The sequence below is a fragment of the Mesorhizobium sp. P2_C5_2 genome (genome assembly GCF_056404535.1).
This window is the reverse complement of the sequence record NZ_JBFUDV010000003.1, coordinates 1-20,677: the sequence shown is the minus strand read 5'-3', so window position 1 is coordinate 20,677 and position 20,677 is coordinate 1. Positions and strand designations below refer to the sequence as shown.

Here is a 20,677-nt window from a genome sequence, read left to right as displayed (position 1 = left end):
TAAAAATAGAAACTTTATTCCCGGGAGGAGGAATGGAGATCCGGCTGGACGGCAAGGTGGCTTTGGTCACCGGGTCGACGCAAGGCATTGGCCGCGCCATTGCCGAAATGCTGGCGCGCTCCGGCGCTGCCGGCCTTCTCGTCACCGGCCGCGAGAAGGCGCGGGGCGGCGCCGTCGCCGCCGAACTTTCGCAATTGGGCACGCCAACACTCTTCGTCGCCGCCGATCTTGCCGATCCGGCAACCCCTGCCCTTCTGGCGCAGGCCTGCATCGAGCGCTTCGGCCGTATCGACGCGCTGGTCAACGCTGCCGGTCTGACCGACCGCGCCTCCTTCCTCGACGCCAGCCCCGACGACTGGGCGTCGCTGTTCGCCGTCAATGCGCGCGCGCCATTCTTCCTGATGCAGGCGGCGATTGCCGACATGAAGAAGCGCGGCCAGGGCGGTGCTATTCTCAACATCCTGTCGATCAACGCCCATTGCGGTTCGCCGGAGCTCGCCGTCTATTCCGCCACCAAGGGTGCGCTGGCGACGCTGACCAAGAACGCCGCCAACGCCCATCGTTTCGACCGCATCCGCGTCAACGGCATCAATGTCGGCTGGACCGACACGCCGGCCGAACGCGTCATGCAGGCCGAGACGCTGGGCAACGGCCCGGGCTGGCTCGACAAGGCCAACGCCGCGCAGCCTTTCGGCCGGCTGCTGACGCCGAACGATATCGCCAGCCTCGCCGTCTTCCTTCTTTCCGACGCCGCCGGTCCGATGACCGGCGCCGTGATCGACCAGGAGCAGGCGGTGATCGGGGCGAACCGGTGAGCGCCGTCGAAACGCTCGGGCCCGAATTGCTCGACCGTTTGCCGGCATCGGTGCAGACACCGTCCTACGACCGCACGATGCTGGCGCCCGGCATGGCGCATCTCGGCGTCGGCGCTTTCCACCGCTGCCACCAGGCCGAATACACCGATGATCTCATCTCGCTGCGCTTCGACCGCTGGGGCATTGTCGGCATCAACATCCGCCCGCCCAGCCTCGCCGATACGCTCGGACGGCAGAGCGGGCTCTATACAAGGCTGATCCGCGAAAACAGCCACATCGAGGCGCGCGTCATCGGCAGCATCGTCAGGGTGGTCGACAGCCAGGAAAGTGCCGCACCGGCGCTCGGCGTGCTGGTGTCGCCCGACATCGAACTGGTGACGATGACGGTGACGGAAAAAGGCTATTGCCACATCCCGTCGAGCGGCGAACTCGATCTCGGCCATCCCGACATCGTCCACGACCTCGCCAACCCCGAGACGCCGCGCAGCGTGCCCGGTCTGTTGGTGCGGGCGCTGGAGCTGCGCATAGCGACGCATGGAAGGCCGCTGACGCTGCTCTCCTGCGACAACATTCCTGCCAATGGCATCATCCTCGGCAATGTCGTGCGCAGCTTTGCCGAACGGCGCGACAATGGGCTGGCCGACTGGATCGCGGCCAATGTCGCCTTCCCCTCGGCCATGGTCGACCGCATTGCGCCGGCAGTAACGCAGGAGGATCTCGACAGCGTCGAAAATTGGTTCGGCTACCGCGATGGCGCGGTCGCCGTCGGTGAGCCGTTCCGGCAGTGGGTGATCGAGGAAAAGTTCGCCGGCCGCATGCCGCGCTGGGATCTGGTTGGCGCCACCTTCGTCGACGATGTCACGCCCTTCGAGCATCTCAAGATGCGGGTGCTGAACGGCGCCCAGACGACACTTGCCACGCTTGGCGTGCTGGCCGGGCTGGAGCACACATCGGATGCCATGGCCGACCCGCTGCTGTCGGACTTCATCAGGCGCATGCTGGTCGAGGAGAGTGTGCCGACGCTGATGCCGGTGCCCGGCATCCTGCCGCTCGCCTATGTCGAGAAGAGTCTCGGCCGCCTGAAGAACACCGCGATCCGCCACCGCAATCACCAGATCGCCACCGACGGTTCGCAGAAGATCGTCCAGCGCCTGCTCAACCCGATCCGCGACCGGCTGAGCCAAGGCGCCAGCATCGGCCTGCTGTCGGTGCCGGTGGCCGGCTGGATGGCCTATCTGATCCAGGCTTCCGACCGCTTTGGCAAACGCTGGCCGGTGTCGGATCCCTATGCCGACAAGGTCGCCGCGATCGCCGACACCACCGGGCGTGATGCGCAGGCGCTGGCATCAGCTATCCTTGCCATCGACGGGATATTCGACCCCGGCCTTGCCGCTGACGAGACGTTCCGCGCGGCCGTGATATCGGCGCTGGGCGACCTGCTTTCGGACGATCCGATGGCGGCGGTCCGGCACAGTCTTGAGCAAGATGAGGTCGCGAGGTTGAAGCGATCCAAACAATCGGCATTATAGGTATTGGTCGTGAAGCCACGACCAGGGGAGGCACTATGAAACTTGGACTGCTCACCGCGCCATTTGCGGAGACGCCGCTTCGCGAGGTTGCCGGCTGGGCGCACTCCGCCGGCTTCGAGGCGCTGGAAATCGCCTGCTGGCCGAAGACCTCAGGCGCGACGCGACGCTATGCCGGCACCAGCCATATCGATGCTGCCTCGACGTCCCCCGCGCAGGCCAAGGAGATTGTCGCATCGCTGGCGGAGAAGAAGCTCACCGTCTCCGGGCTCGGCTATTATCCGAACCCGCTGCATCCGGACCCCGCGCACCGCGAGGCCGTCATCGGCCATCTCAAGAAGGTGATCGTGCTGGCCGCCAATATGGGTGTGTCCGTGGTCAACACCTTCTGTGGCGGCGATGCCTCGAAGACTGTCGACGTCAACTGGCAGGATGCGCTGAAAGTCTGGCCCGAGATCGTCGCTTATGCGCGCGACCACGGGGTGAAACTCGCCTTCGAGAACTGCCCGATGATCTTCAGCTATGACGAGTGGCCGGGCGGACACAACATCGCCTATTCGCCGCAGATCTGGCGCCGCATCCTGGAGGCGTGGGGCGGCGAGGTCGGCATGAATTTCGACCCCTCGCATCTGGTCTGGCAGATGATCGACCAGGCCCGCTTCATCAGGGAATTCGGCCCCTACATGCTGCATGTCCATGCCAAGGATTTGATGATTGATCATGATGGACTCTATGAGCGCGGAACCCTCTCGGCCGGGATAGGCTGGCAGGTGCCGCGCATGCCGGGGTTGGGCGATGTCGACTGGAGCGGCTTCTTCTCCGGCCTCTACCGCGCCGGCTACGACGGCCCGGTCATCATCGAACATGAGGACAGGCGCTTTGAAGGCAGCGACGATCAGGTCAAGCGCGGTTTCCTGCTTGCCCGCGACGTACTGCGTCCCTTCGTCAAATGACGAGGTGAATGACTTGGTCTGATCCTGCCAACGGGTCAGGCCCTGGAACTGAAAAACAATGTGGAGGAGTACTGACATGAAGAAAATACTGACCATGGTCCCGCTGCTTGCGGGCGCTGCCTTGCTCACCTCGGTGGGCGTCTCGTCGGCGGAAGGCAAATACACGATCGGCATTTCCAACACCGTGCAGGGCAATGGCTGGCGCGAGGAAATGGTCTGCGCCATGAAGGCGCAAGCGCTGGCTTCCGGCGAGGTCGCCAAGCTCAACATCGCCCACCGCAACACGGATGCCGCCGGCCAGCTCGAAGACATCCGCAATCTGATCAGCGCAAAGGTCGACGCCATCGTCGTCAACCCCGCTGATCCCGCCGGCATCAAGGCGGGCCTCGAGGAAGCCACCAAGGCCGGCATCGTCGTCGTTGCCGTCGACCAGGCGGTTACCGAGCCGTCGGCCTACATCATCTCCAACAACCAGGAGCAGTATGCCTATCTCGGCGCCAAATGGCTGTTCCAGCAGATGGGCGGCAAGGGCGAGGTGTTTTACATGCGCGGCGCCGCCGGCGCTTCGGCCGATAGCGACCGCGACAAAGGCTTCAAGAAGGCGCTGGCCGAAAACCCCGGTGTGAAGGTCGCGCAGGAAGTCTTCACCGGCTGGCAGCAGGACCAGGCCAAGCAGCAGATCCTTTCCTTCCTCTCGACAGGAACGCCGTTCAACGGCATCTGGACGTCGGGCATCGACAACGTCATCGTCGACGCGCTGGTGGAATCGCAGGCACCGCTGGTGCCGATCGTCGGCGCCGACAATGCCGGCTTCGTCGGCCAGCTGAGCTCGGTCAAGGGCCTCGTCGGCGCGGCCGTTACCAACCCCGGCTCGATCGGCGGTGCCGGTGTCACGCTGGCGCTGCAGATCCTCGACGGCAAGAAGCCGGCGCAGCAGACCGTGCTGGTCGACCCGCAGCTGTGGGACAACGCCACCGACGAAGGCAAAGCCAAGCTGAAAGCCGCCGCCGACCCGTCGCTTAGCCCGGAATGGCCGGTCTCGATCTCGATCCCGGAGTGGACGACGTACACCAAGGAGCAGATCGTGGCGTGCAAGGGGCCGGGGGAGTAAGGCTGGGCTTCTGCTGACGACTATCCGTCGGCGCTGCCCCTCACTGTCCTGCCGGACATCTCTCCCCGTGAACGGGGAGAGAGAAGCTGGCCGCAACGCCCGCGACAAGCCCCCTCTCCCCGTCTCTATACGGGGAGAGGATGCCGGCAGGCAGGTGAGGGGCAGCACCGACATTCGCATTTATTGAGCACACAAGCCGAGACCCAAACCATTTTGACCACCAGCCCCCTCCTCGACGCCACCGGCGTCGCCAAGAACTACGGCGCGGTCGCCGCGCTTCGCAACGCGTCGCTCTCCGTCCTGCCGGGCGAGGTGCATGCGCTGATGGGCGCCAATGGGGCGGGGAAGTCGACGCTGGTGAAGATCCTGACCGGCGCCATTCCAGCCAATGCCGGCCGCATCCTGATCCGCGGCGAGGCGCGCGACATACGCTCGCCCGCCGCCGCGCGCCGCGCCGGGCTGCTTCCCGTCTACCAGGAGCCGTCGCTGATCCCCGATCTCGACGTGCTGTCCAATCTCAGGCTCACCGGCACGCCGGTCGAACCGTTCCGCGCCTGGGTGCGCGAGCTCGGCATAACCGACCTCGACCTGCGCGACACCGCGCGCGACATTCCGCTGGCCGTGCTGCGCGTGCTCGACCTGGCGCGTGCGCTCGCCGTCGAGCCCGACGTGCTGCTGCTCGACGAGATGACGGCGGCCCTGCCCGCCAACCTCGCCGAAAAGGTGCTGGAAGTGGTGCGCCGCCAGGGCGATTCTGGCCGCGCCGTGATCTTCATCTCGCACCGCTTCGTCGAAATATCGGCGCTCTGCGACCGCGCCACCGTGCTGCGCGACGGCGAGACTGTCGGCGTCGTCGACATCGTGCCGGGCGTGGAGGAAAAGATCGTCGAGCTGATGCTCGGCACGCGCATCGTCAAGACCCATGTCGCCGCCCGCAGCGCCGCCGAGAAGGCCGCGCCCGCCGCTGCCCGGCCGCGCATTTCGGTGCGCAATCTGCGCGTCGGCACCAAGCTCAGCGACGTCTCCTTCGATCTCGCCGATGGCGAAGTCGCCGGCGTCGTCGCGCTCGAAGGCCAGGGCCAGGACGAATTGTTCGCCGCCCTCGCCGGCTCGATCCGCCCATCCGGCGGCACCATCGAGGTCGATGGCGCCCCGGTGAAATTTTCCCACCCGATCGACGCCATCCGCGCAGGCATTGCCTATGTGCCGGGCGACCGTTCAGAAGCGCTCGCCATGCAGCGTTCGGTGCGCGAAAACATCGCCCTTCCCTTCAGCGCCGCACTGCGCAATTGGGGGCCGATCAACATGCGTCGCGAGCGCGCGACGGTGCTCAGCGCCATCGAGCGGCTGCAGATCGACACCCGTGCGCAAGGCGAGGTGCAGCGCCTGTCCGGCGGCAACCAGCAGAAGGTGACCATCGCCCGCTGGATCGCGGCCGACGCCCGCACCATCTTGTGCTTCGACCCGACGCGCGGCATCGATGTCGGCACCAAGCAGGAGATCTACAAACTGCTGCGCGAGCTCGCCGGCAATGGCAAGTCAGTGCTGTTCTACACCTCGGAGCTGGAAGAGGTGCAGCGCGTCTGCGACCGCGTCATCGTCATCTTCGGTGGCCGCCTGGTCGACATTTTTCCAGTCGAGGAAGCCGACGAGCCGGCGCTGATGCGCGCCGCCTACGGCCTGCCGCGCGGCGCCAAGGCCGATATCGGCATATTGGCCGACCCCACGGCCAACGCTTCAGCTTCGCAGGGAGCGACGCCATGAGCCACTTCCTGCGCCGCCAAGGCTGGGTCGTCGGCCTGTTCGCGCTTCTCGTCGTCCTGTTCATCGCCACCAGGATCATCCAACCCGCCTATGGCAGCAATGATTTCGGCTCGCTCGCCCGCGCCGTGCTGCCCTATGCCTTTGCGGTGGCCGCGCAGACGGTGGTGGTCATCGCCGGCGGCATCGACCTGTCGGTCGCAGCCATGATGGCGCTGACCAGCGTCACCGCGGCGTCGATGATGAATGGAGCCTCGGAGGAGTACGCGCTGTTCGTCGTGCCCTTCGTGCTCGCCATGGGTTTTGTGCTCGGCGCGCTCAACGGCCTGCTCATCGTCGTCACCCGCGTGCCCGACATTGTCGTCACGCTTGCCATGCTGTTCGTGCTGCAGGGTGCTGCCCTGCTGGTGCTCGACGCGCCGGGCGGTGGCATCGCCGAATGGCTGAAGGCGCTGATCTCCGGCACCGTGCCGATACCAGGCCTGCCCGACGCCATCGACGCCTGGCTGCCCAAGGCGCTGCTGGTGCTGATCGTCTGCCTCTGCATCATCTGGATACCGCTCCGGCGCTCGCGCCTCGGCCTCTCCATCTACGCCATCGGCTCGAGCGAGCTGGCGGCGTTCCGCTCAGGCGTGCCGGTCAAGCGCACCCGCATCATCGCCTATGCGCTGTCGGGCCTGTTCGCCGCCTTCGGCGGCCTGGCGCTGACCATGAGCACCGGCATCGGCGCCCCCATCCCCGGCCCCTATCTGCTCGCCAGCGTCGCCGCCGTGGTGCTGGGCGGCGTGGCGCTCGGCGGCGGCAAGGGCGGCCTGCTCGGCCCCATCGTCGCCGTCTTCGTGCTGAGGCTGGTGCGCACCGATCTCACGCTGCTTGCCATCGACCCCAACGTCACCGCCATCATCGAAGGATTGATCATGGTGGCGGTGGTGATGTTCGGCGCGTTTATCACCATGCGGGGGCGGCAGTGATGGGCGGGGTGATGCTGTCGCAGCGAGGGGTCGGCGTTCCTGCGCGCCCCCCTCTGTCCTGCCGGACATCTCCCCCACAAGGGGGGAGATCAGCTGTCATTGCGGCCTTTGCCAATCTCCAGCCTTGCAAGAATGAGCGCAGCGCTGAAGCTGCCAATCTCCCCACAAGTGGGGGAGATGGCCGGCAGGCCAGAGGGGGGCGCCGTAGAGCGCTAGCCTCGCAAAACACCACCCCAAGAGCCACCCCATGAGCACCACCGCCATCACCCCCGTCCCCCTCGGCCGTCGCGTCAAACGCTTCATGGCCGACCGGCCACTCATCCCGCTGGTCATCCTGCTCGTCATCCTGGTGGTGGTCCTGCAGATCCTGCGCCCCGGCATCGTCAACGAGCGCTGGATCGCCAACACCATCAAATTCGCCATTCCCTTGGCGATCCTGGCGGGCTGCCAGACCATGACCATGCTGACCGGCGGCATCGACCTGTCGGTCGGCACGGTGGCGACGATGAGCGCCTTCATCATGGCGACGCAGATCGTCAACCAGGACCCGGCGGTGGCGTTCCTTTTGGCGATGATGCCGGCGGTGCTGATCGGCCTCGTCAACGGCATCGGCGTCGGCGTCTTTCGCGTCCACCCGCTGATCATGACGCTGGGCACCAGCCTGATCGGCACCGGCTGCCTGCAGGTCTACCAGCGCACGGTGATCGCGTCCGGCGCCAAAATCCCCGACTTCCTCGCCTGGCTCGGCACCGGCGTCACCTGGGGGTTCCCCAACGCCCTCCTGCTGTTCGTGCCGCTGGCAGCGCTCATCGTCTTCACGCTCGCCCGCACCGGCTTCGGCCGCCTGCTCTACGCCGTCGGCGACAATGAGCGCGCGACCCGCCTGTCGGGCGTACAATACTGGCAGGTCATCACCGCGCTCTACGTCACCTCCAGCGTGCTCGCCGGCATCACCGGCCTGCTCTATATCGGCCTGATCAAGGCGCCCTCGCTGTCGCTCGCCGAACCGCTGGTGCTGCCCTCGGTCGCCGCCGCCGTCATCGGCGGCACCTCCATCTTCGGCGGCCGCGGCGGCTACACCGGCACCATCATCGGCGCGCTTATCCTGACCGTGCTGACGACGCTGCTGACCATCCTGCAGATGCCGGAGGGGGCGAGACGGATCTTGTTCGGGCTGATCGTGCTGTTCGTGACGGCGGCGTATTTAAGGATTGTGGAGGAGAGGTAGGCGGCTGTCCCGTAGAAGGTCGGGATAGTCGCCTATGGCAGCGCCGCCCCCCCACTCCGTCTCGGCTTCGCCGAGCCACCTCTACCCCCACATAGTGGGGGAGAGGAAATGCCAAGCTTTTTGGCGTATCCATCTTTTGTAGGCCGCAGCCCTCGAAAATTAGCGTTTCCTCTCCCCCACGAAAGTGGGGGTAGAGGTGGCTCGGCGAAGCCGAGACGGAGTGGGGGAACACCCTACGCGATTGCCATCATCCTGGGCAGGCTTGCCCACCCAGGAAATCCCGCCCCTACTTCAGCGAAATCGCCATCCCGCTCAAATCCGCATTCACCTGCAGCCCCACCTGCCGGCCCGTAAGCTCGAGCGTGGCGCCCTTGTCGTTGGTCATGACGATCACCTGCGCGCCCTTGCCGAGCGCCCCGCCACCACCGGCCGCGCCGTAAACCCCGGTCGCATCGCGAACCCTCCTGATATGGCGCACGGTACCCCGGAAATAGGTCTTGGAGACACCGAAGGCAAAGCCGCCCGAAACGCCGCCGATCGAGATGGGATAGGAGCGGCCATGGAAGGTCAGCGTGCCCTCGCCGCCGGAGCCGCCGACGAAGAAGGCCGCCTTGTAGACGGCAAAGCGGATCGTGCCGCTGTCGGCATGCGCGGCACTGGCAGCGCTGACGGCAACGGCGGCGATTGCCGCAACCGCAAGCGAACGAAAGCTGGATGAGATGGTCATGATAAGCTCCTCAAGAGCGCCGCTTACCCAACCGGCAGGGCTCGTCGGCGTCGAATCAAACTGGAACAGTTTAGGCTGGGATTTGGTTCCAGGCAGGTTGCGAGAAGATCCGACGAAACGTGACGTCGCGTACTTTCGGATTGTGGAGGGGGCGGCGCCTATTTTCTCTTCCTGAGCACCTTTCGCAGCATTAACTTCAGCCGCCTCATCTGGTAGTGGCGCCGCAACTTCGCCAGGGCCGACTGGTGGGCGGCGTCGATTGCAGCCAGCGAGTCCGGCGCGGTAACCTGCGGCAGCGCCAGCAGCGCGTTGGCGTGAAGGTCGGCATAGGGCTGCGGGTCATAGCTTGCGAACGGCGTCGGCGGGTCGCTGAGCACGGTGGGGTTGCTGTTGATCTCGAACACCACCAGCCTGCCGTCCACCAGCGTGTAGTCGATACGTCCATACTGCATGTGGGCCCTTTCGAAGACCTGCATGACCCTATCGGCATCGGGATTGGCGGCAACGTACGCCCTGATTTCTTCGATGTGTGCCGGCAGCAGCTGCTCGGGTGAATTCTTGACGAACCACGACTTCGACATAGCGCAATGTTGGCCATAGATCGTATCGCCGACCCGAAAGGCCGCGAATTTCCGGTAGTAGCCGTCCGCCCAGGGCGTGCCGACCATCTCCACCACCATCGGTCGCACCAGATTGCTGCCGTCCAGCCGGGCGATCGCCGCGTCCAGCGCCGGCCGGTGGTGCAGCAGCGGCGGCTCCTTGTAGAGCGCGCCCGCCTCGTCACGGATGAAAACGGGATAGCGTATCGTGTCTTCCAGCTGGTGCGGCCTGAACACGCGAAAAGGGTTGCTGTCGTCAGCGTGAAGCACGCGCAGCAGTTCAAAGCGCTGCAGACTGGCGGTCGGGTGATTGAGCTGCGTCAGGCCTGTTTTCTCAGCCAATTCGTCGCTGAGGCTAGCTGCGCGCTTCAATTCATCGGCAGCCAGCCGGTCCATGTCGGACCAGATGACGACACCGGCGCGAACGCCGCGTAGCAGCTCGGCATCCTCATAGCGCACCAGCCGGAACGACGCTTGCAGGTCGGTCCGGTGATAAAGCAGCAGGACCGCCTGGGTGTAGGCGTGCTCCCTATGCGCCACATAAAATATCATGCGATCCCATTATCCGCAGGTAATTGCAAAGGGAAACCATGATGATTAGAGAGGTTTTGGGAAACTGCGAAACGGTTTCCTTTCGGAGTTGCGTCAAACAAGAGATAGAACAGGCCAGCGTTTCCGTGAAGCTGCAAAACCGCATTGGCAAAGACTGCCACGTGCACCATATGGCGCATTAGAAGTCGAGGCAGCCGACAGATGAATTTAGACAATGTTGCGGTACCCATCCGCCAGTTAGACATGGAAGACATGCCGTTGCTGATGGAGCTTGAGGCCGCCGCCTGGGCCGCTCCGCTGCAAGCGAGCGAAGCAACCATCCGCCGCCGGCTGGCACTCGGACACACCATGTTCGGAGCAATCGATGGCAACGTGCTTGCCGGCACCATCTGCTTTACCGAGACCAGCCAGGATCCCCTGGCGCGCGCCGATTTCCCGGCAAATTTCGATGCCTATGCGTCGCTGCCGCGCGGCGAGCCGGTTTACGCTCTTTACGCCTACAATCTCTGCGTCCGCCCCAGCCATCGCGGCAGCAACACGGCGGTCCGACTGCTGAAGGAGATGGAGCGCCATGGCCGCCGTCTCGGCGCCAGCTGGCTGATCGGCGATGGCCGCTGCTCGTCATATGCCGGCTCCTCGGGCGACGACGATGACCATGTCAAGGCTGACCCGAGGTTCCGCGCCACCATCGACCTTTGGAACGAGACCGGCATAAGACCGCCGCTGGAAGAAATCATCCGAGATCCGCTGCTACGTCTGCATTATCGTGCCGTTGAATGCGAGTTCCTTTATGTCATGCCGGATTTCTTCCCGCAGGACACAGCATCAGGGGGATTTCGGGTCATTTCAGCCAAGAAACTCAGCGCCAAGGATCTCAGTGAATGACACACGTGCTGGCCGCTTCATGACGATTCCGTTCTTCGATCCGTTCGTGCTCGGCGACGATCCGTTTCCGCATTTTGCCCGCATGCGTGCTGGCGGCGGCATCGCGCGCGGCATGGCGCCCTATCCTGAGATTGCCGACGCCTATTATGTCTTCAGCCATGAACTGGTGTCGCGCGTGCTGAAGCATCCCGCTCTGCTGCAGGCGCCGCCAGGCCAGTACGACGAGGTCCGCCGCAAGCTTGTCGACCAGGCGCCGATGGCGCTGCTTACCCGGTCTTTGCTGCTCGCCGATCCGCCACAGCATGGCGGGCTCCGCCGGCCGGTCGCCGGCTACCTCTCCCGTCCTGCCGTCGAGGGGCTGTCGGAGGGTCTTCGCGCGCTCAGCCGTGACCTGGTCGACCAGGCGTTGGCCAATGGCCGCATCGATGCCGTTGCCGGCCTCGCCGTGCCGGTGTCCTTCTGGCTGCTTCAGGAAATCCTCGGCATCGAGATTGAGGACCCCTGGGCGCTGAAATCATTGACCCGTCTCATGGCCATCGCCTTCGACTTGCGGACGGGCCAGCCGGCGGCAGCCAGCGCCGAGGCCTGTGACGCATGCCAGGCCTTTGTCGAGGAGCGGCTGGCGCGCCAGGCCTTCCGGCCGGATGGGATGGTTGCCGGCATGGTGCGGGAAGTGACAGAAGGCCGTTGGTCGCGCGAGGACATGGTTGCCAACGTCGTCTTCATGCTGTTTGCCGGGCAGGAGACCGTCGTCGACGCCCTCGGCAACGCCCTGGTCGCGCTGGATCGTTTCCCCGACCAGCGCGCCCTGCTCGATCGCCGCGCCGTCGACTGGAACACCGCCGCCGCCGAACTGCTGCGCTATGGCGCCTCTATCCATTACGCGGCCACCCGCATCGCCGCGGAAGACGTCGACCTTGGCGAAATCAGGATCGCGGCCGGCGAGGCTGTGGTACCGGTGCTCGGTAGCGGCAACCGCGACGATGCCGCTTTCGCGGACGGTGACCAACTGGACCTCACCCGCTCGCCAGCCTCGTCGATAACCTTCGGCACCGGTCTGCACGTCTGCCTAGGCCAGCATGTCGCCCGCATCGAGATCGCAGCGATGATAGAGGCGCTTTTCACTCGCGCGCCGGGCTGGCGCCTTGATGCCGCCAGCGCCAGGCGCCGCCCGTCGCTGACGTTCTACGGCATGAGCGCCGTGCCACTGATCCTCAGCCGCCCTGCCTAGGTTCAGGATCGCGACGTCTAGGGCAATTTCAGGGACGTGCGGAGCGGCGACTATCCGGATTTGCTTAAAAATTGGGCGGCCGGCGTCGTCGCGCTTTGGCGCCCCGTCCCCTGCCCCACCTCCGCAAACAGCCAATCCCGAAACGCCTTCACCTTCCGCTGCCTTATCGCCTCCGGCGGGTACACCACGTAAAAACTCGAAACCGCTTTCAGCGCATGATCGAAAGGCCGCACCAGCCTCCCCGTCGCGAGGTCGGCTGAGACGAGCATGGTGCGGCCGAGCACCACGCCTTCGCCTTGCACGGCCGACTCGACCGCGAAGGTGGCGGAATCGAAGGTCAGACCGCTGCTGGGGTCGACGCCTTCGACGCCAGCGCTGGCCAGCCACGCCGCCCAGTCGATGCGGTAGCCGTCGCGGATCAGCGTGTGGTGTTTGAGGTCCTCAGGTGTTCGCAGCGGATGCGGGCCTTCGAGCAGCCGCGGACTGCAGACTGGAAACACTTCCTCTCCGGTGAGGAATTCCGAAGTCAGCCCGGGATAATGGCCGCCGCCATAGCGGATGGCGATGTCGATGTCGTCGCCGAGGAAATTGGTGAGCTTGCCTGATGTCGAGACGCGCACATCGATGTCACCATGCGCGCGATGAAAACGGTAGAGCCGGGGCACCAGCCATTTGCCGGCGAAGCCGTCGGAGGTGCTGACGTTCAGGCTCGTGTTCGAATGGCGCGATGTCGCCACCTGCGTCGCCACCGTCAGCTGGTCGAGCATCTCGCGCACCGCGCGCGCATAGGGCTCGCCGACCGGGGTGAGACGCACCGAACGCGTCGCGCGTTCGAACAGCTGCACGCCGAGCTGCTCCTCCAGGTGTTTTATCGCCCGGCTGATGGCGCCATGGGTGACGTTGAGCTCGTCGGCCGCCCTGGAGAAATTCAGATGCCGGGCAGCGGCCTCGAAGGCCGGCAATGCATTCAGCGGTGGCAGTTTGCGGGGCATGTGTGAGCGCCGGGCATTTGTGAGCGTTGGTAACAAATACTTGCCAAATTTTGGTTTGTCGACGCGGCTTTTACCGGTCACAAATCCTCACAAGATTTGTGATCAAACCTCACCGACTTCAGGAGGACGCCATGGCCACCATCCACCCCTTTCTCTGGTACACCGGCAATGCCGAGCAAGCCCGCGACTTCTATCTCTCGGTGTTCAGGAACGGCCGCGCGCTGGAGACGGTGACCTTCACCGACCATGTCGGCGGCACCGGCGTGCCGCATGCGATCTTCGACTTCGAGCTTGAAGGGCTGCGGCTGACGGCGCTCAATGCCGGCGGGATGCCGGCCTTCAACGAGCGCATGTCGCTCTACATCGAAACCAGGGACCAGGCCGAGACCGACTATTACTACCAGGCGCTGACGGCAGGCGGCGGCTCGGAAAAGCCCTGCGGCTGGCTGCAGGACAAGTTCGGCGTCTACTGGCAGGTCATTCCCGAGGCGGCGATCCGGCTGATGAACGATCCGGACCGCGACAAGGCGCATCGAGCACGCCAGGCGATGTACTCGATGAAGAAGATCATCCTCGCCGATATCGAAGCGGCCCACGCCGGCCGTTCGTAAGTCAAACCCGACATTCCCGAAACAGGAGGCATCAATGGCACCGCTCAAGGGACAAAAAATTGTCGTCGTCGGTGGCAGTTCCGGCATTGGTCTCGGCGTGGCGAAAGCCGCGCTCGACAATGGCACCGAGGTGGTGATCGTCGGCCGCTCGCACGAGAGGCTGCAGGCAGCGGAGAAGCGGCTGGCCGCGGGCGGCCGCGTCAAAAGCATTGCCGCCGACATGACCAGGGAAGCCGAGATTGCCAGGCTGTTCGAGGCGGTCGGCGCCTTCGACCACCTTGTCTCGACGGCTGGAACGGCGCCGCCGAACTTCCCGATCGGCCAGACCGACATGGATTTCGTGCGCGGCTTTGTCGACAACAAGCTGATCGGCGCCGTGATGCTGGCCAAGCATGCCGTGCGCGGCTTGAGGAAGGGCGGCTCGATGACCTTCACCTCGGGCATCAACAAGGACCGGCCGCCGGTACCTGGCGGCGCGGTAGTCTCGGCGATCGCCGGCTCGTTCAGCTATTTCGCCCGCGCACTGGCGCAGGAACTGGCCCCGACCAGGGTCAACATCGTCTCGCCCGGCTGGGTCGACACCGAGATGTGGGACGAACTGGTCGGCGAGGCCAAGTCAGGCTACTTCGCCGCCATGGCCGAGCGCATACCCGCGGGCAAGGTCGCGTCACCGGCCGATGTCGCGCCTGCCTATCTCTATCTCATGGAGGCAGAATTCATGACCGGCGAGACCATCCACATCGACGGCGGGCAGAGGTTGGTCTGAACGGGGGCAAAGGGGCACCGCTACGGATATTTCGCCGGTTTTGGCGCGTAGATTTGCGGATCGAAATCCAGATCCTTCGGCAGCGGCAGGCTCGAGCACTGCAGATGCACCTGGCGGGCAAGCAGCCTTCGCTGCTGCTGCTGGTGTTCCTTGGCCGCCGCGACGAGGCCCATGCTGTAGGGCCCAAGCAGCACGCCGAAGCCCCATCCCGGCTGCCCCTTCTCGCGCGCGTCGTTGGCCATGGCGTCCGTTCGGGCCTGCTGGCATTCCGGCGTCGCCCATTTCGGGTCCTGCGGCGACAGCGAGGCGCCGTATTGGACCGGAGAACTGACGCATCCTGCCGCTGTCGCGGCCAACGCGACGACCATTGCAATTCTCATCCGCAAGTTTCTCCTAATGTAGGACCGCGACTACAGGACGATTCCAGCCGCAAAAAGGCAGCTTCAGGATGCGGATTTCGGAGAGCCGCTCAACCCAAAAGATTGCGCGCCGCGCGCATGAAGATGCGCGAGCCGATCGGGATCAGATCGTCGGGGAAATCATAGTCGGGATTGTGCAGCGAAGGCGTGCGCTCGCCGGCGCCGAGGAAGAGCATCGCCGACTTGGCCTTGTGGCCGAAAATGCCGAAATCTTCCGAGGCGCGCATCGGCAAGGCTTCCTCGCTGCGCGGCACACCTTCCTCGTCCAGCGCGCGGTTCAGATGCTCCACCGCGTCCGGCGCGTTGACGCTGGCCACGAAGATCTCGTGATAGTCGCAGCGGACGGACAGGCGATGCTCGCCTGCGATCCTGGCAGCCAGCGCTTCAGCGGCGGCGACAAGCTCGGCCATGCGCTCGTCACGCCTTGTGCGCAGCGTCGCCCAGACCTCTGCGTAGCCGGGCGAGATGCCGAACACGGCCTCGCCCATCGTCGCATGGGTGACGGTCACCATGCTGAAATCATCATCGGCAAAGGTGCCTCGTCCGAGCGCGGGCAGCAGCGGCATCAGCGCACTCACCGCCGGCATCGGCGACACGCCGGTTTCGGGCATGGACGAATGCGCGGTCTTGCCTTCCAGCACGATGCGCATGCCGCGCGAGGCGCAATTGACCACGCCTTCCCTGAGGCGCACCTCGCCGAACGGCACGCCGGGCATATTGTGCAGCGAGAAGGCAAAATCCGGGGCGATCTCGCCGAAGCGCGGATCGGCGACGACACCGGCCGCACCATTGCCGGTTTCTTCCGCCGGCTGGAACATCAAGACGACGCGGCCGCGGGCGGGCCGTTCGCGGCCAAGCTGGCGGCCAAGTGCGACGAGGATCGCGGTGTGGCCGTCATGGCCGCACATATGCGATTTCCCCGGCACCTGCGAGGCATGGTCCACGCCCGAAAGCTCCTCGATCGGCAGTGCGTCCAGCTCCGAGCGGAACAGCACCGTCGGCCCTGCCTGGCCGCTGTCATAGACCGCCGCCACACCATGGCCGCCGAGGCCGGTCAGCACCTTGTCCGGGCCGGTATCGGCGAGGAAGGACACGACCTCTCTCGCGGTCTTTTCCTCCTCGTTCGAGATTTCCGGCTGCTGGTGCAGCTTGCGCCGCCATGCCGTCAGCTCGATGATGTCGCGATTGGTCAGGGTCATGATTGGGCTCCGCTAGGTGCTGCGGCTTTCATAGCATGCGTGATGGCTACTCCGGCAATCCCGCCAGCCGCATCGCGTCGGTGACGTCGCCGGCGATCTCCGGCGCCAACCCCACTGCAGCCGACCAGCGGCCAATAGAAAAATGCGGGTCGAGCGCCATCAGCCGCGCGGCCGACGCCTTGGCCTCGTCGAGCCGGCCGAGCCTGGCCAGCGGCGCGGCCAGCCAGCCATGCAGCATGCTGAAGCCGGGGGTCATCTCCACCGCCCGCCGGCCTGCCGCGACCGCCTGTTCGTGCCGGCCGTTGAGAAAATTGCCGAAGCCGATAATGCCTTGCGGTACGCAGTTCATGGCGTCCAGCGGGGAGAGCCTGATCGCCTGCTCGCCCCAGTCGACGGCGCGTGCCGCATCGCCACCATAAGCCACCGACACGCAGCCAAAGGCGTAGACGAAGGAGCATGAGGCGTTGAGCGAAAGCGCCGTCGCGAATGCCGCGTCGGCGAGCTTGCGGTCGTGCTCGACCATGCCAATGGTGAAGCCGGCGAGCGCCATCGCCATGGCGTCGCCCGGACCGTGCTCGATCGCCGCATGGGCATGGCGGGCTGCCTTGTCGCGATGCTCTGCCAGCAAACCGCCGCGTAGGTAAAGGGTCTGATGCGCCCAGGCGGCAAAGCCGTGAGCAAGCGCATAGCTCGGCTCGATGGCGAGCGCCTGGTCGAGCAGCGGCAACCCCTTGGCGGCACCCTGCGGCATGAAGGTGTAGACATCGGGCAGCGCGCGCAGCAGCAGATCGTACGCGTCGAGACTGTCGGGGCGCTTGCGCTTGACGCGCTCGATCTCGGCCCGGCGCAGATTGGGTTCGATCGCCGCGACCACGCTGACGGTGATCTCGTCCTGCAGCGCGAACACGTCGGTCAGCTCGCGGTCGTAGCGTTCGGCCCAAAGGTTGCTGCCGTCTTCCGCGTCGATCAGCTGGCCGGTGATGCGCACGCGATTGCCGACCTTGCGGACGCTGCCTTCCAGGACATAGCGCACGCCGAGTTCTTGCCCGACCTGCTTCACGTCGACCGCACGGCCCTTGTAGGTGAAGCTTGAGTTCCGCGCGATCACGAACAGCCAGCGGATGCGCGACAGGCCAGTGATGATGTCCTCGACCATGCCGTCGGCAAAATAGTCCTGCTCGGCATCGCCGCTCATATTGGCGAAGGGCAGCACGGCGATGGAGGGACGGGCGGGAATGCCCAGGTCAGCCTTTGCTTGCTGTGCCGGTGCGGTCGTCTGGGCACCGCCGTCCTCGCGCACGGTGCCGACGAAGCGAAAGCCCCGGCGCAGGATCGTGCGGACAAGGCGCTGCTCCTCGCCGCTGTCCTGGAGCGCATTGCGCGCGGCGTTGACGCGGCTGGCAAGCGTAGCGTCGGAGACGATCCGCCCCTGCCAGACCGCATCGACCAGATCGTCCTTGCTGACCACCCGCTCGCGGTTGCGGATCAGAAATTGCAGGAGGTCGAAGACCTGCGGCTCGACGGGGACCAGCTCGTTGCCGCGGCGCAACTCGCGCCGCTCACCATCCAGAGCAAAATCCTCAAAATGATACGACAAATTGCTGTCTCCAAATCGTCCGGGAAATTGCCAGTCATACACTTTAGCCGCGTCTTGAGCGCAAAATCAAAGCGATCTCAAGGTAAAATCAAGCGGTCCTGAAGGTCCCCTCAAAGCGCGCCCACTGCCGCCGGCGCATAGTCCTCCTGCAACAAACGTTCAACCGGCCTCAACCAACCAACACCCACCAACGCTTTGAAAAGGAGAACTCAAATGTCGAACAATGCAGCAAATTCCGTCGTCCTCGTGCATGGCGGCTTCGTCGATGGCTCCGGCTGGGACGGCGTCTACCAGATCCTCAAGAAGGACGGCTATGACGTCACCATCGTCCAGAACCCGACGACCTCGCTCGCCGACGACGTCGCCGTCACCAAGCGCGCCATTGCCGAAGCCAAGAGCGACGTCATCCTGGTCGGCCATTCCTATGGCGGCATCGTGGTGTCGGAAGCCGGCACCGATCCCAAAGTGGCTGGTGTCGTCTATATCGCGGCCTTCGCCGGAGATGCCGGCGAGTCGGTTGCGACCCTGATTGCCAACCCGCCTCCCGGCGCTTCGGTACCGCCGATCCTGCCGCCCGTCGACGGCTTCCTGATGCTCGACAAGGAGAAGTTCGCTGCCTCCTTCGCCGCTGACGTGCGCCCCTCGCTCGCCGCCTTCATGGCCGACTCGCAGGTTCCGTGGGGCATCCCGGCGCTCGAAGGCAAGGTCACCGCTCCGGCCTGGAAGGTGAAGCCGAGCTGGTATCTGGTCGCCAGCGACGACAAGATGATCCCGCCGCCGGCACAGCGCCAGATGGCAACCCGCGCCGGCGCAACGACGGTCGAAGTGCCCGGCAGCCACGCGGTCTACGTTTCCGATCCGGCAGCTGTCGCCAAGCTCATCGAACAGGCGGCCGCCGGCGTCGCCAAGAAGCGAGCCGCGTAACACGAATGGATTGCCCGGGCGCCTCGCGGCACCCGGGCTTTCTTGCGCCGTTGTACCGGCAATGGCGCGGCGGGCGAGATTTTCCCCTGCTTCCGAGATCGTCGAGCTCATCTCCGACATCTCGCGGCCGCTCCTGAGGAGCACGGCGCACACGCCTGTGCCAAATCTTCGGCGATATCAGGCTCCATCCAGTCGAGGGCAGTTCCGGAACAACAATGGCCAGGCGGTTTGCGTTTCTCTTGGTTCGCGACTTCACGCTGTCGCCGCTGTCGCTGTTCATCGACACGTTGCGGTTGGCAGGCGATGAGGGCGACCGCAGCCGCAGGATCGAGTTCGACTGGGAGATCGTCGGCGAACGCGGTCTGCCGATCCGGGCGAGCTGCGGCGTCGAACTGCTGCCGACCAAGGCGATCGGCAATCCGGAGGAGTTCGACAATGTCGTCGTGGTCGGCGGCCTGCTCGACACCAACCGGTCACTCAGCTCCGAAAAGGAGGCCTTTCTGTTGCGGGCCGCCGAAAAGGGCGTGCCGCTGACGGCGCTCTGCACCGGCAGCTTCGTGCTCGCGCGCTACGGCCTGCTCGATGGCTACGCTGCGGCTGTGAGTTGGTTCCACATCAAGGATTTCCGCAACCAGTTCCCTGATGTGAACGCCCATGCCGACAGCCTGTTTTCGGTCGACAGGGGCCGCTCGACCTGCGCCGGCGGCACCGGTGCTGCCGACCTTGCCGGCCATTTCGTGTCGCAATTCATCGGCCGCAAGGCGGCGGAAAAAGCCGCCAAGATCCTCGTGCTCGACCGCATCCGCTCGAGCCGGGACGTGCAGCCCGTCGGCGACCTCTTTCCTGCGGCGTCGAGCCGGGCGGTCAAGCGGGCCTTGCTGCTGATGGAAAGCAATCTCCAGGAGACGCTGTCGGTCGAAGAGATTGCAAGCCGGTTGAACCTATCGCGGCGCCAGCTCGAGCGGCTGTTCGGCGCCGAGCTCGGCCTCGGCCCGATGGCCGCATATCTTGCGCTGCGCGTGCATCATGCGAAATCGCTGCTGGAGGCAAGCGACCTGCAGATCGGCGACATTGCCTACCGCTGCGGCTTTCCCAATGCCGGCCATTTCAGCCGCGTCTTCCGCCAGCAGACAGGCATCACGCCGACCCATCTCAGGCATCCGGACCGAATGTCTAGTGTCTCTGCCGACGGCAGCGGCCAAGCGCATGTTCAGGTCTAGGCCGCCGTCAGATTTCAGGTGCGATCTTGTCGTTGGTATGATAAAATCATACCAACTCTGATAGGAGAAACCATGTCCGCAACTGAAAAACGCACCTTCAGCTTGCCGGCCGAGCAGGCCGCTTTCATCGACCAGCTCGTTCAGTCCGGCACATACGCGACCAGCAGTGAAGTGATCCGCGCCGGTCTTCGCGCATTGCAGGAACGCGATGCCGCCGTGGAGCGCTGGCTGCGCGAGGAGGTCGTGCCGACCTATGACAGGTGGAAGGCAGATCCTTCCCAGGCCATCCCAGCCGACAAGGTTTTTGACAGCATCCGCGCCCATCACGCCGCCCGCCTCAAGGGCAGGGCTATCGCATATGAGTTAGAGCGCTGATGAGGTAGTCGTCATTCCATGCGCATTTCTTGATGCGATGGCTGATGGGGACTTTGTCGGTATCGGCGAGTTGGAGGATGTTCCTGGCGAGGCGGTTGATGAGCGCGGTGTTGGCGGGAGCGTTGTCCTTGCGGGCACGGCTGAGGTCTTCGTCCAGATGAACATCGAGCATCCAATGCAGGCCGTTCTCGATCTGCCAATGGGCTCTGGTGGAG

Annotated in this window: 20 protein-coding genes and 1 pseudogene; 14 read left to right on the top strand and 7 right to left on the bottom strand. The window is 64.9% G+C overall.

Translation table 11 applies throughout. The annotated features are described in order from the left end of the window. Window positions 1-32: 32 nt before the first annotated feature. The 7 genes from AC1D1B_RS11470 (at window position 33) to AC1D1B_RS11440 (ending at window position 8,365) form a co-directional block, all read left to right on the top strand. A complete protein-coding gene (locus AC1D1B_RS11470; RefSeq protein ID WP_477332178.1) occupies window positions 33-815 on the top strand; it encodes an SDR family oxidoreductase in 783 nt (260 codons plus the stop codon). Beyond that, a complete protein-coding gene (locus AC1D1B_RS11465; protein ID WP_477332176.1) occupies window positions 812-2,344 on the top strand; it encodes a mannitol dehydrogenase family protein in 1,533 nt (510 codons plus the stop codon). The genes AC1D1B_RS11470 and AC1D1B_RS11465 overlap by 4 nt, the downstream gene beginning before the upstream one ends. A gap of 35 nt (window positions 2,345-2,379) precedes the next feature. Continuing rightward, on the top strand, window positions 2,380-3,294 hold the full coding sequence (locus tag AC1D1B_RS11460; protein ID WP_477332174.1) for a sugar phosphate isomerase/epimerase family protein: 915 nt from the start codon (window positions 2,380-2,382) through the stop codon (window positions 3,292-3,294). Between the two features lie 76 nt (window positions 3,295-3,370). After that, window positions 3,371-4,405: an ABC transporter substrate-binding protein gene (locus tag AC1D1B_RS11455; RefSeq protein ID WP_477332172.1), complete on the top strand. Its 1,035-nt coding sequence runs from the start codon at window positions 3,371-3,373 to the stop codon at window positions 4,403-4,405. A 213-nt stretch (window positions 4,406-4,618) separates the two neighbouring features. Beyond that, window positions 4,619-6,169, top strand: coding sequence for a sugar ABC transporter ATP-binding protein (locus AC1D1B_RS11450; RefSeq protein WP_477332170.1), 1,551 nt, complete (start codon window positions 4,619-4,621; stop codon window positions 6,167-6,169). Further along, window positions 6,166-7,137: an ABC transporter permease gene (locus AC1D1B_RS11445; protein ID WP_477332168.1), complete on the top strand. Its 972-nt coding sequence runs from the start codon at window positions 6,166-6,168 to the stop codon at window positions 7,135-7,137. The genes AC1D1B_RS11450 and AC1D1B_RS11445 overlap by 4 nt, the downstream gene beginning before the upstream one ends. A 247-nt stretch (window positions 7,138-7,384) precedes the next feature. Next, window positions 7,385-8,365: an ABC transporter permease gene (locus tag AC1D1B_RS11440; RefSeq protein WP_477332166.1), complete on the top strand. Its 981-nt coding sequence runs from the start codon at window positions 7,385-7,387 to the stop codon at window positions 8,363-8,365. Between the two features lie 286 nt (window positions 8,366-8,651). Here AC1D1B_RS11440 and AC1D1B_RS11435 read toward each other — a convergent pair whose 3' ends face one another. Together AC1D1B_RS11435 and AC1D1B_RS11430 are read right to left on the bottom strand one after the other, a co-directional pair. After that, complete coding sequence (locus AC1D1B_RS11435) at window positions 8,652-9,092, bottom strand: hypothetical protein (protein WP_477332164.1); 441 nt, start codon at window positions 9,090-9,092, stop codon at window positions 8,652-8,654. 158 nt (window positions 9,093-9,250) lie between these two features. Then, the gene (locus AC1D1B_RS11430; RefSeq protein WP_477332162.1) at window positions 9,251-10,243 is read right to left on the bottom strand and encodes a hypothetical protein; all 993 of its coding nucleotides are present in this window, start codon (window positions 10,241-10,243) and stop codon (window positions 9,251-9,253) included. 201 nt (window positions 10,244-10,444) lie between these two features. Here AC1D1B_RS11430 and AC1D1B_RS11425 point away from each other — a divergent pair, with 201 nt between their 5' ends. Together AC1D1B_RS11425 and AC1D1B_RS11420 are read left to right on the top strand one after the other, a co-directional pair. Continuing rightward, window positions 10,445-11,128, top strand: a complete 684-nt coding sequence (locus AC1D1B_RS11425; RefSeq protein WP_477332160.1) for a GNAT family N-acetyltransferase — start codon at window positions 10,445-10,447, stop codon at window positions 11,126-11,128. Window positions 11,129-11,147: 19 nt separating this feature from the next. After that, window positions 11,148-12,359, top strand: a complete 1,212-nt coding sequence (locus tag AC1D1B_RS11420; protein WP_477332158.1) for a cytochrome P450 — start codon at window positions 11,148-11,150, stop codon at window positions 12,357-12,359. Between the two features lie 50 nt (window positions 12,360-12,409). On the opposite strand, the gene AC1D1B_RS11415 is transcribed toward AC1D1B_RS11420, so the two are convergent. Further along, window positions 12,410-13,351, bottom strand: coding sequence for a transcriptional regulator GcvA (locus AC1D1B_RS11415; protein ID WP_477332156.1), 942 nt, complete (start codon window positions 13,349-13,351; stop codon window positions 12,410-12,412). 131 nt (window positions 13,352-13,482) lie between these two features. Here AC1D1B_RS11415 and AC1D1B_RS11410 point away from each other — a divergent pair, with 131 nt between their 5' ends. Both AC1D1B_RS11410 and AC1D1B_RS11405 read left to right on the top strand, forming a co-directional pair. Beyond that, a complete protein-coding gene (locus AC1D1B_RS11410) occupies window positions 13,483-13,962 on the top strand; it encodes a VOC family protein (RefSeq protein WP_477332154.1) in 480 nt (159 codons plus the stop codon). Between the two features lie 34 nt (window positions 13,963-13,996). Beyond that, window positions 13,997-14,728: an SDR family oxidoreductase gene (locus tag AC1D1B_RS11405; protein WP_477332152.1), complete on the top strand. Its 732-nt coding sequence runs from the start codon at window positions 13,997-13,999 to the stop codon at window positions 14,726-14,728. 20 nt (window positions 14,729-14,748) lie between these two features. Here the strand turns inward: AC1D1B_RS11405 and AC1D1B_RS11400 are convergent, their stop codons facing one another. From AC1D1B_RS11400 to AC1D1B_RS11390, 3 genes are all read right to left on the bottom strand, one after another. Further along, the gene (locus AC1D1B_RS11400) at window positions 14,749-15,108 is read right to left on the bottom strand and encodes a hypothetical protein (RefSeq protein WP_477332150.1); all 360 of its coding nucleotides are present in this window, start codon (window positions 15,106-15,108) and stop codon (window positions 14,749-14,751) included. 89 nt (window positions 15,109-15,197) lie between these two features. Beyond that, a complete protein-coding gene (locus AC1D1B_RS11395) occupies window positions 15,198-16,346 on the bottom strand; it encodes an amidohydrolase (protein WP_477332148.1) in 1,149 nt (382 codons plus the stop codon). Between the two features lie 46 nt (window positions 16,347-16,392). After that, the gene (locus AC1D1B_RS11390) at window positions 16,393-17,943 is read right to left on the bottom strand and encodes a winged helix-turn-helix domain-containing protein (RefSeq protein ID WP_477332146.1); all 1,551 of its coding nucleotides are present in this window, start codon (window positions 17,941-17,943) and stop codon (window positions 16,393-16,395) included. Between the two features lie 213 nt (window positions 17,944-18,156). Between AC1D1B_RS11390 and AC1D1B_RS11385 the strand changes: the two genes are divergently transcribed. The 3 genes from AC1D1B_RS11385 to AC1D1B_RS11375 all read left to right on the top strand — a co-directional run bounded on the left by AC1D1B_RS11385 (window position 18,157) and on the right by AC1D1B_RS11375 (window position 20,462). Next, entirely contained in the window at window positions 18,157-18,867 is a 711-nt protein-coding gene (locus AC1D1B_RS11385; protein ID WP_477332144.1) for an alpha/beta fold hydrolase, read from the top strand. Between the two features lie 215 nt (window positions 18,868-19,082). Further along, window positions 19,083-20,087: a GlxA family transcriptional regulator gene (locus AC1D1B_RS11380; RefSeq protein ID WP_477332142.1), complete on the top strand. Its 1,005-nt coding sequence runs from the start codon at window positions 19,083-19,085 to the stop codon at window positions 20,085-20,087. A gap of 72 nt (window positions 20,088-20,159) precedes the next feature. Next, on the top strand, window positions 20,160-20,462 hold the full coding sequence (locus AC1D1B_RS11375; protein ID WP_477332140.1) for a type II toxin-antitoxin system ParD family antitoxin: 303 nt from the start codon (window positions 20,160-20,162) through the stop codon (window positions 20,460-20,462). Here AC1D1B_RS11375 and AC1D1B_RS11370 read toward each other — a convergent pair. Next, window positions 20,437-20,677: pseudogene (locus AC1D1B_RS11370) on the bottom strand (ISAs1 family transposase); the annotation flags it as partial. The gene AC1D1B_RS11375 and the pseudogene AC1D1B_RS11370 overlap by 26 nt on opposite strands.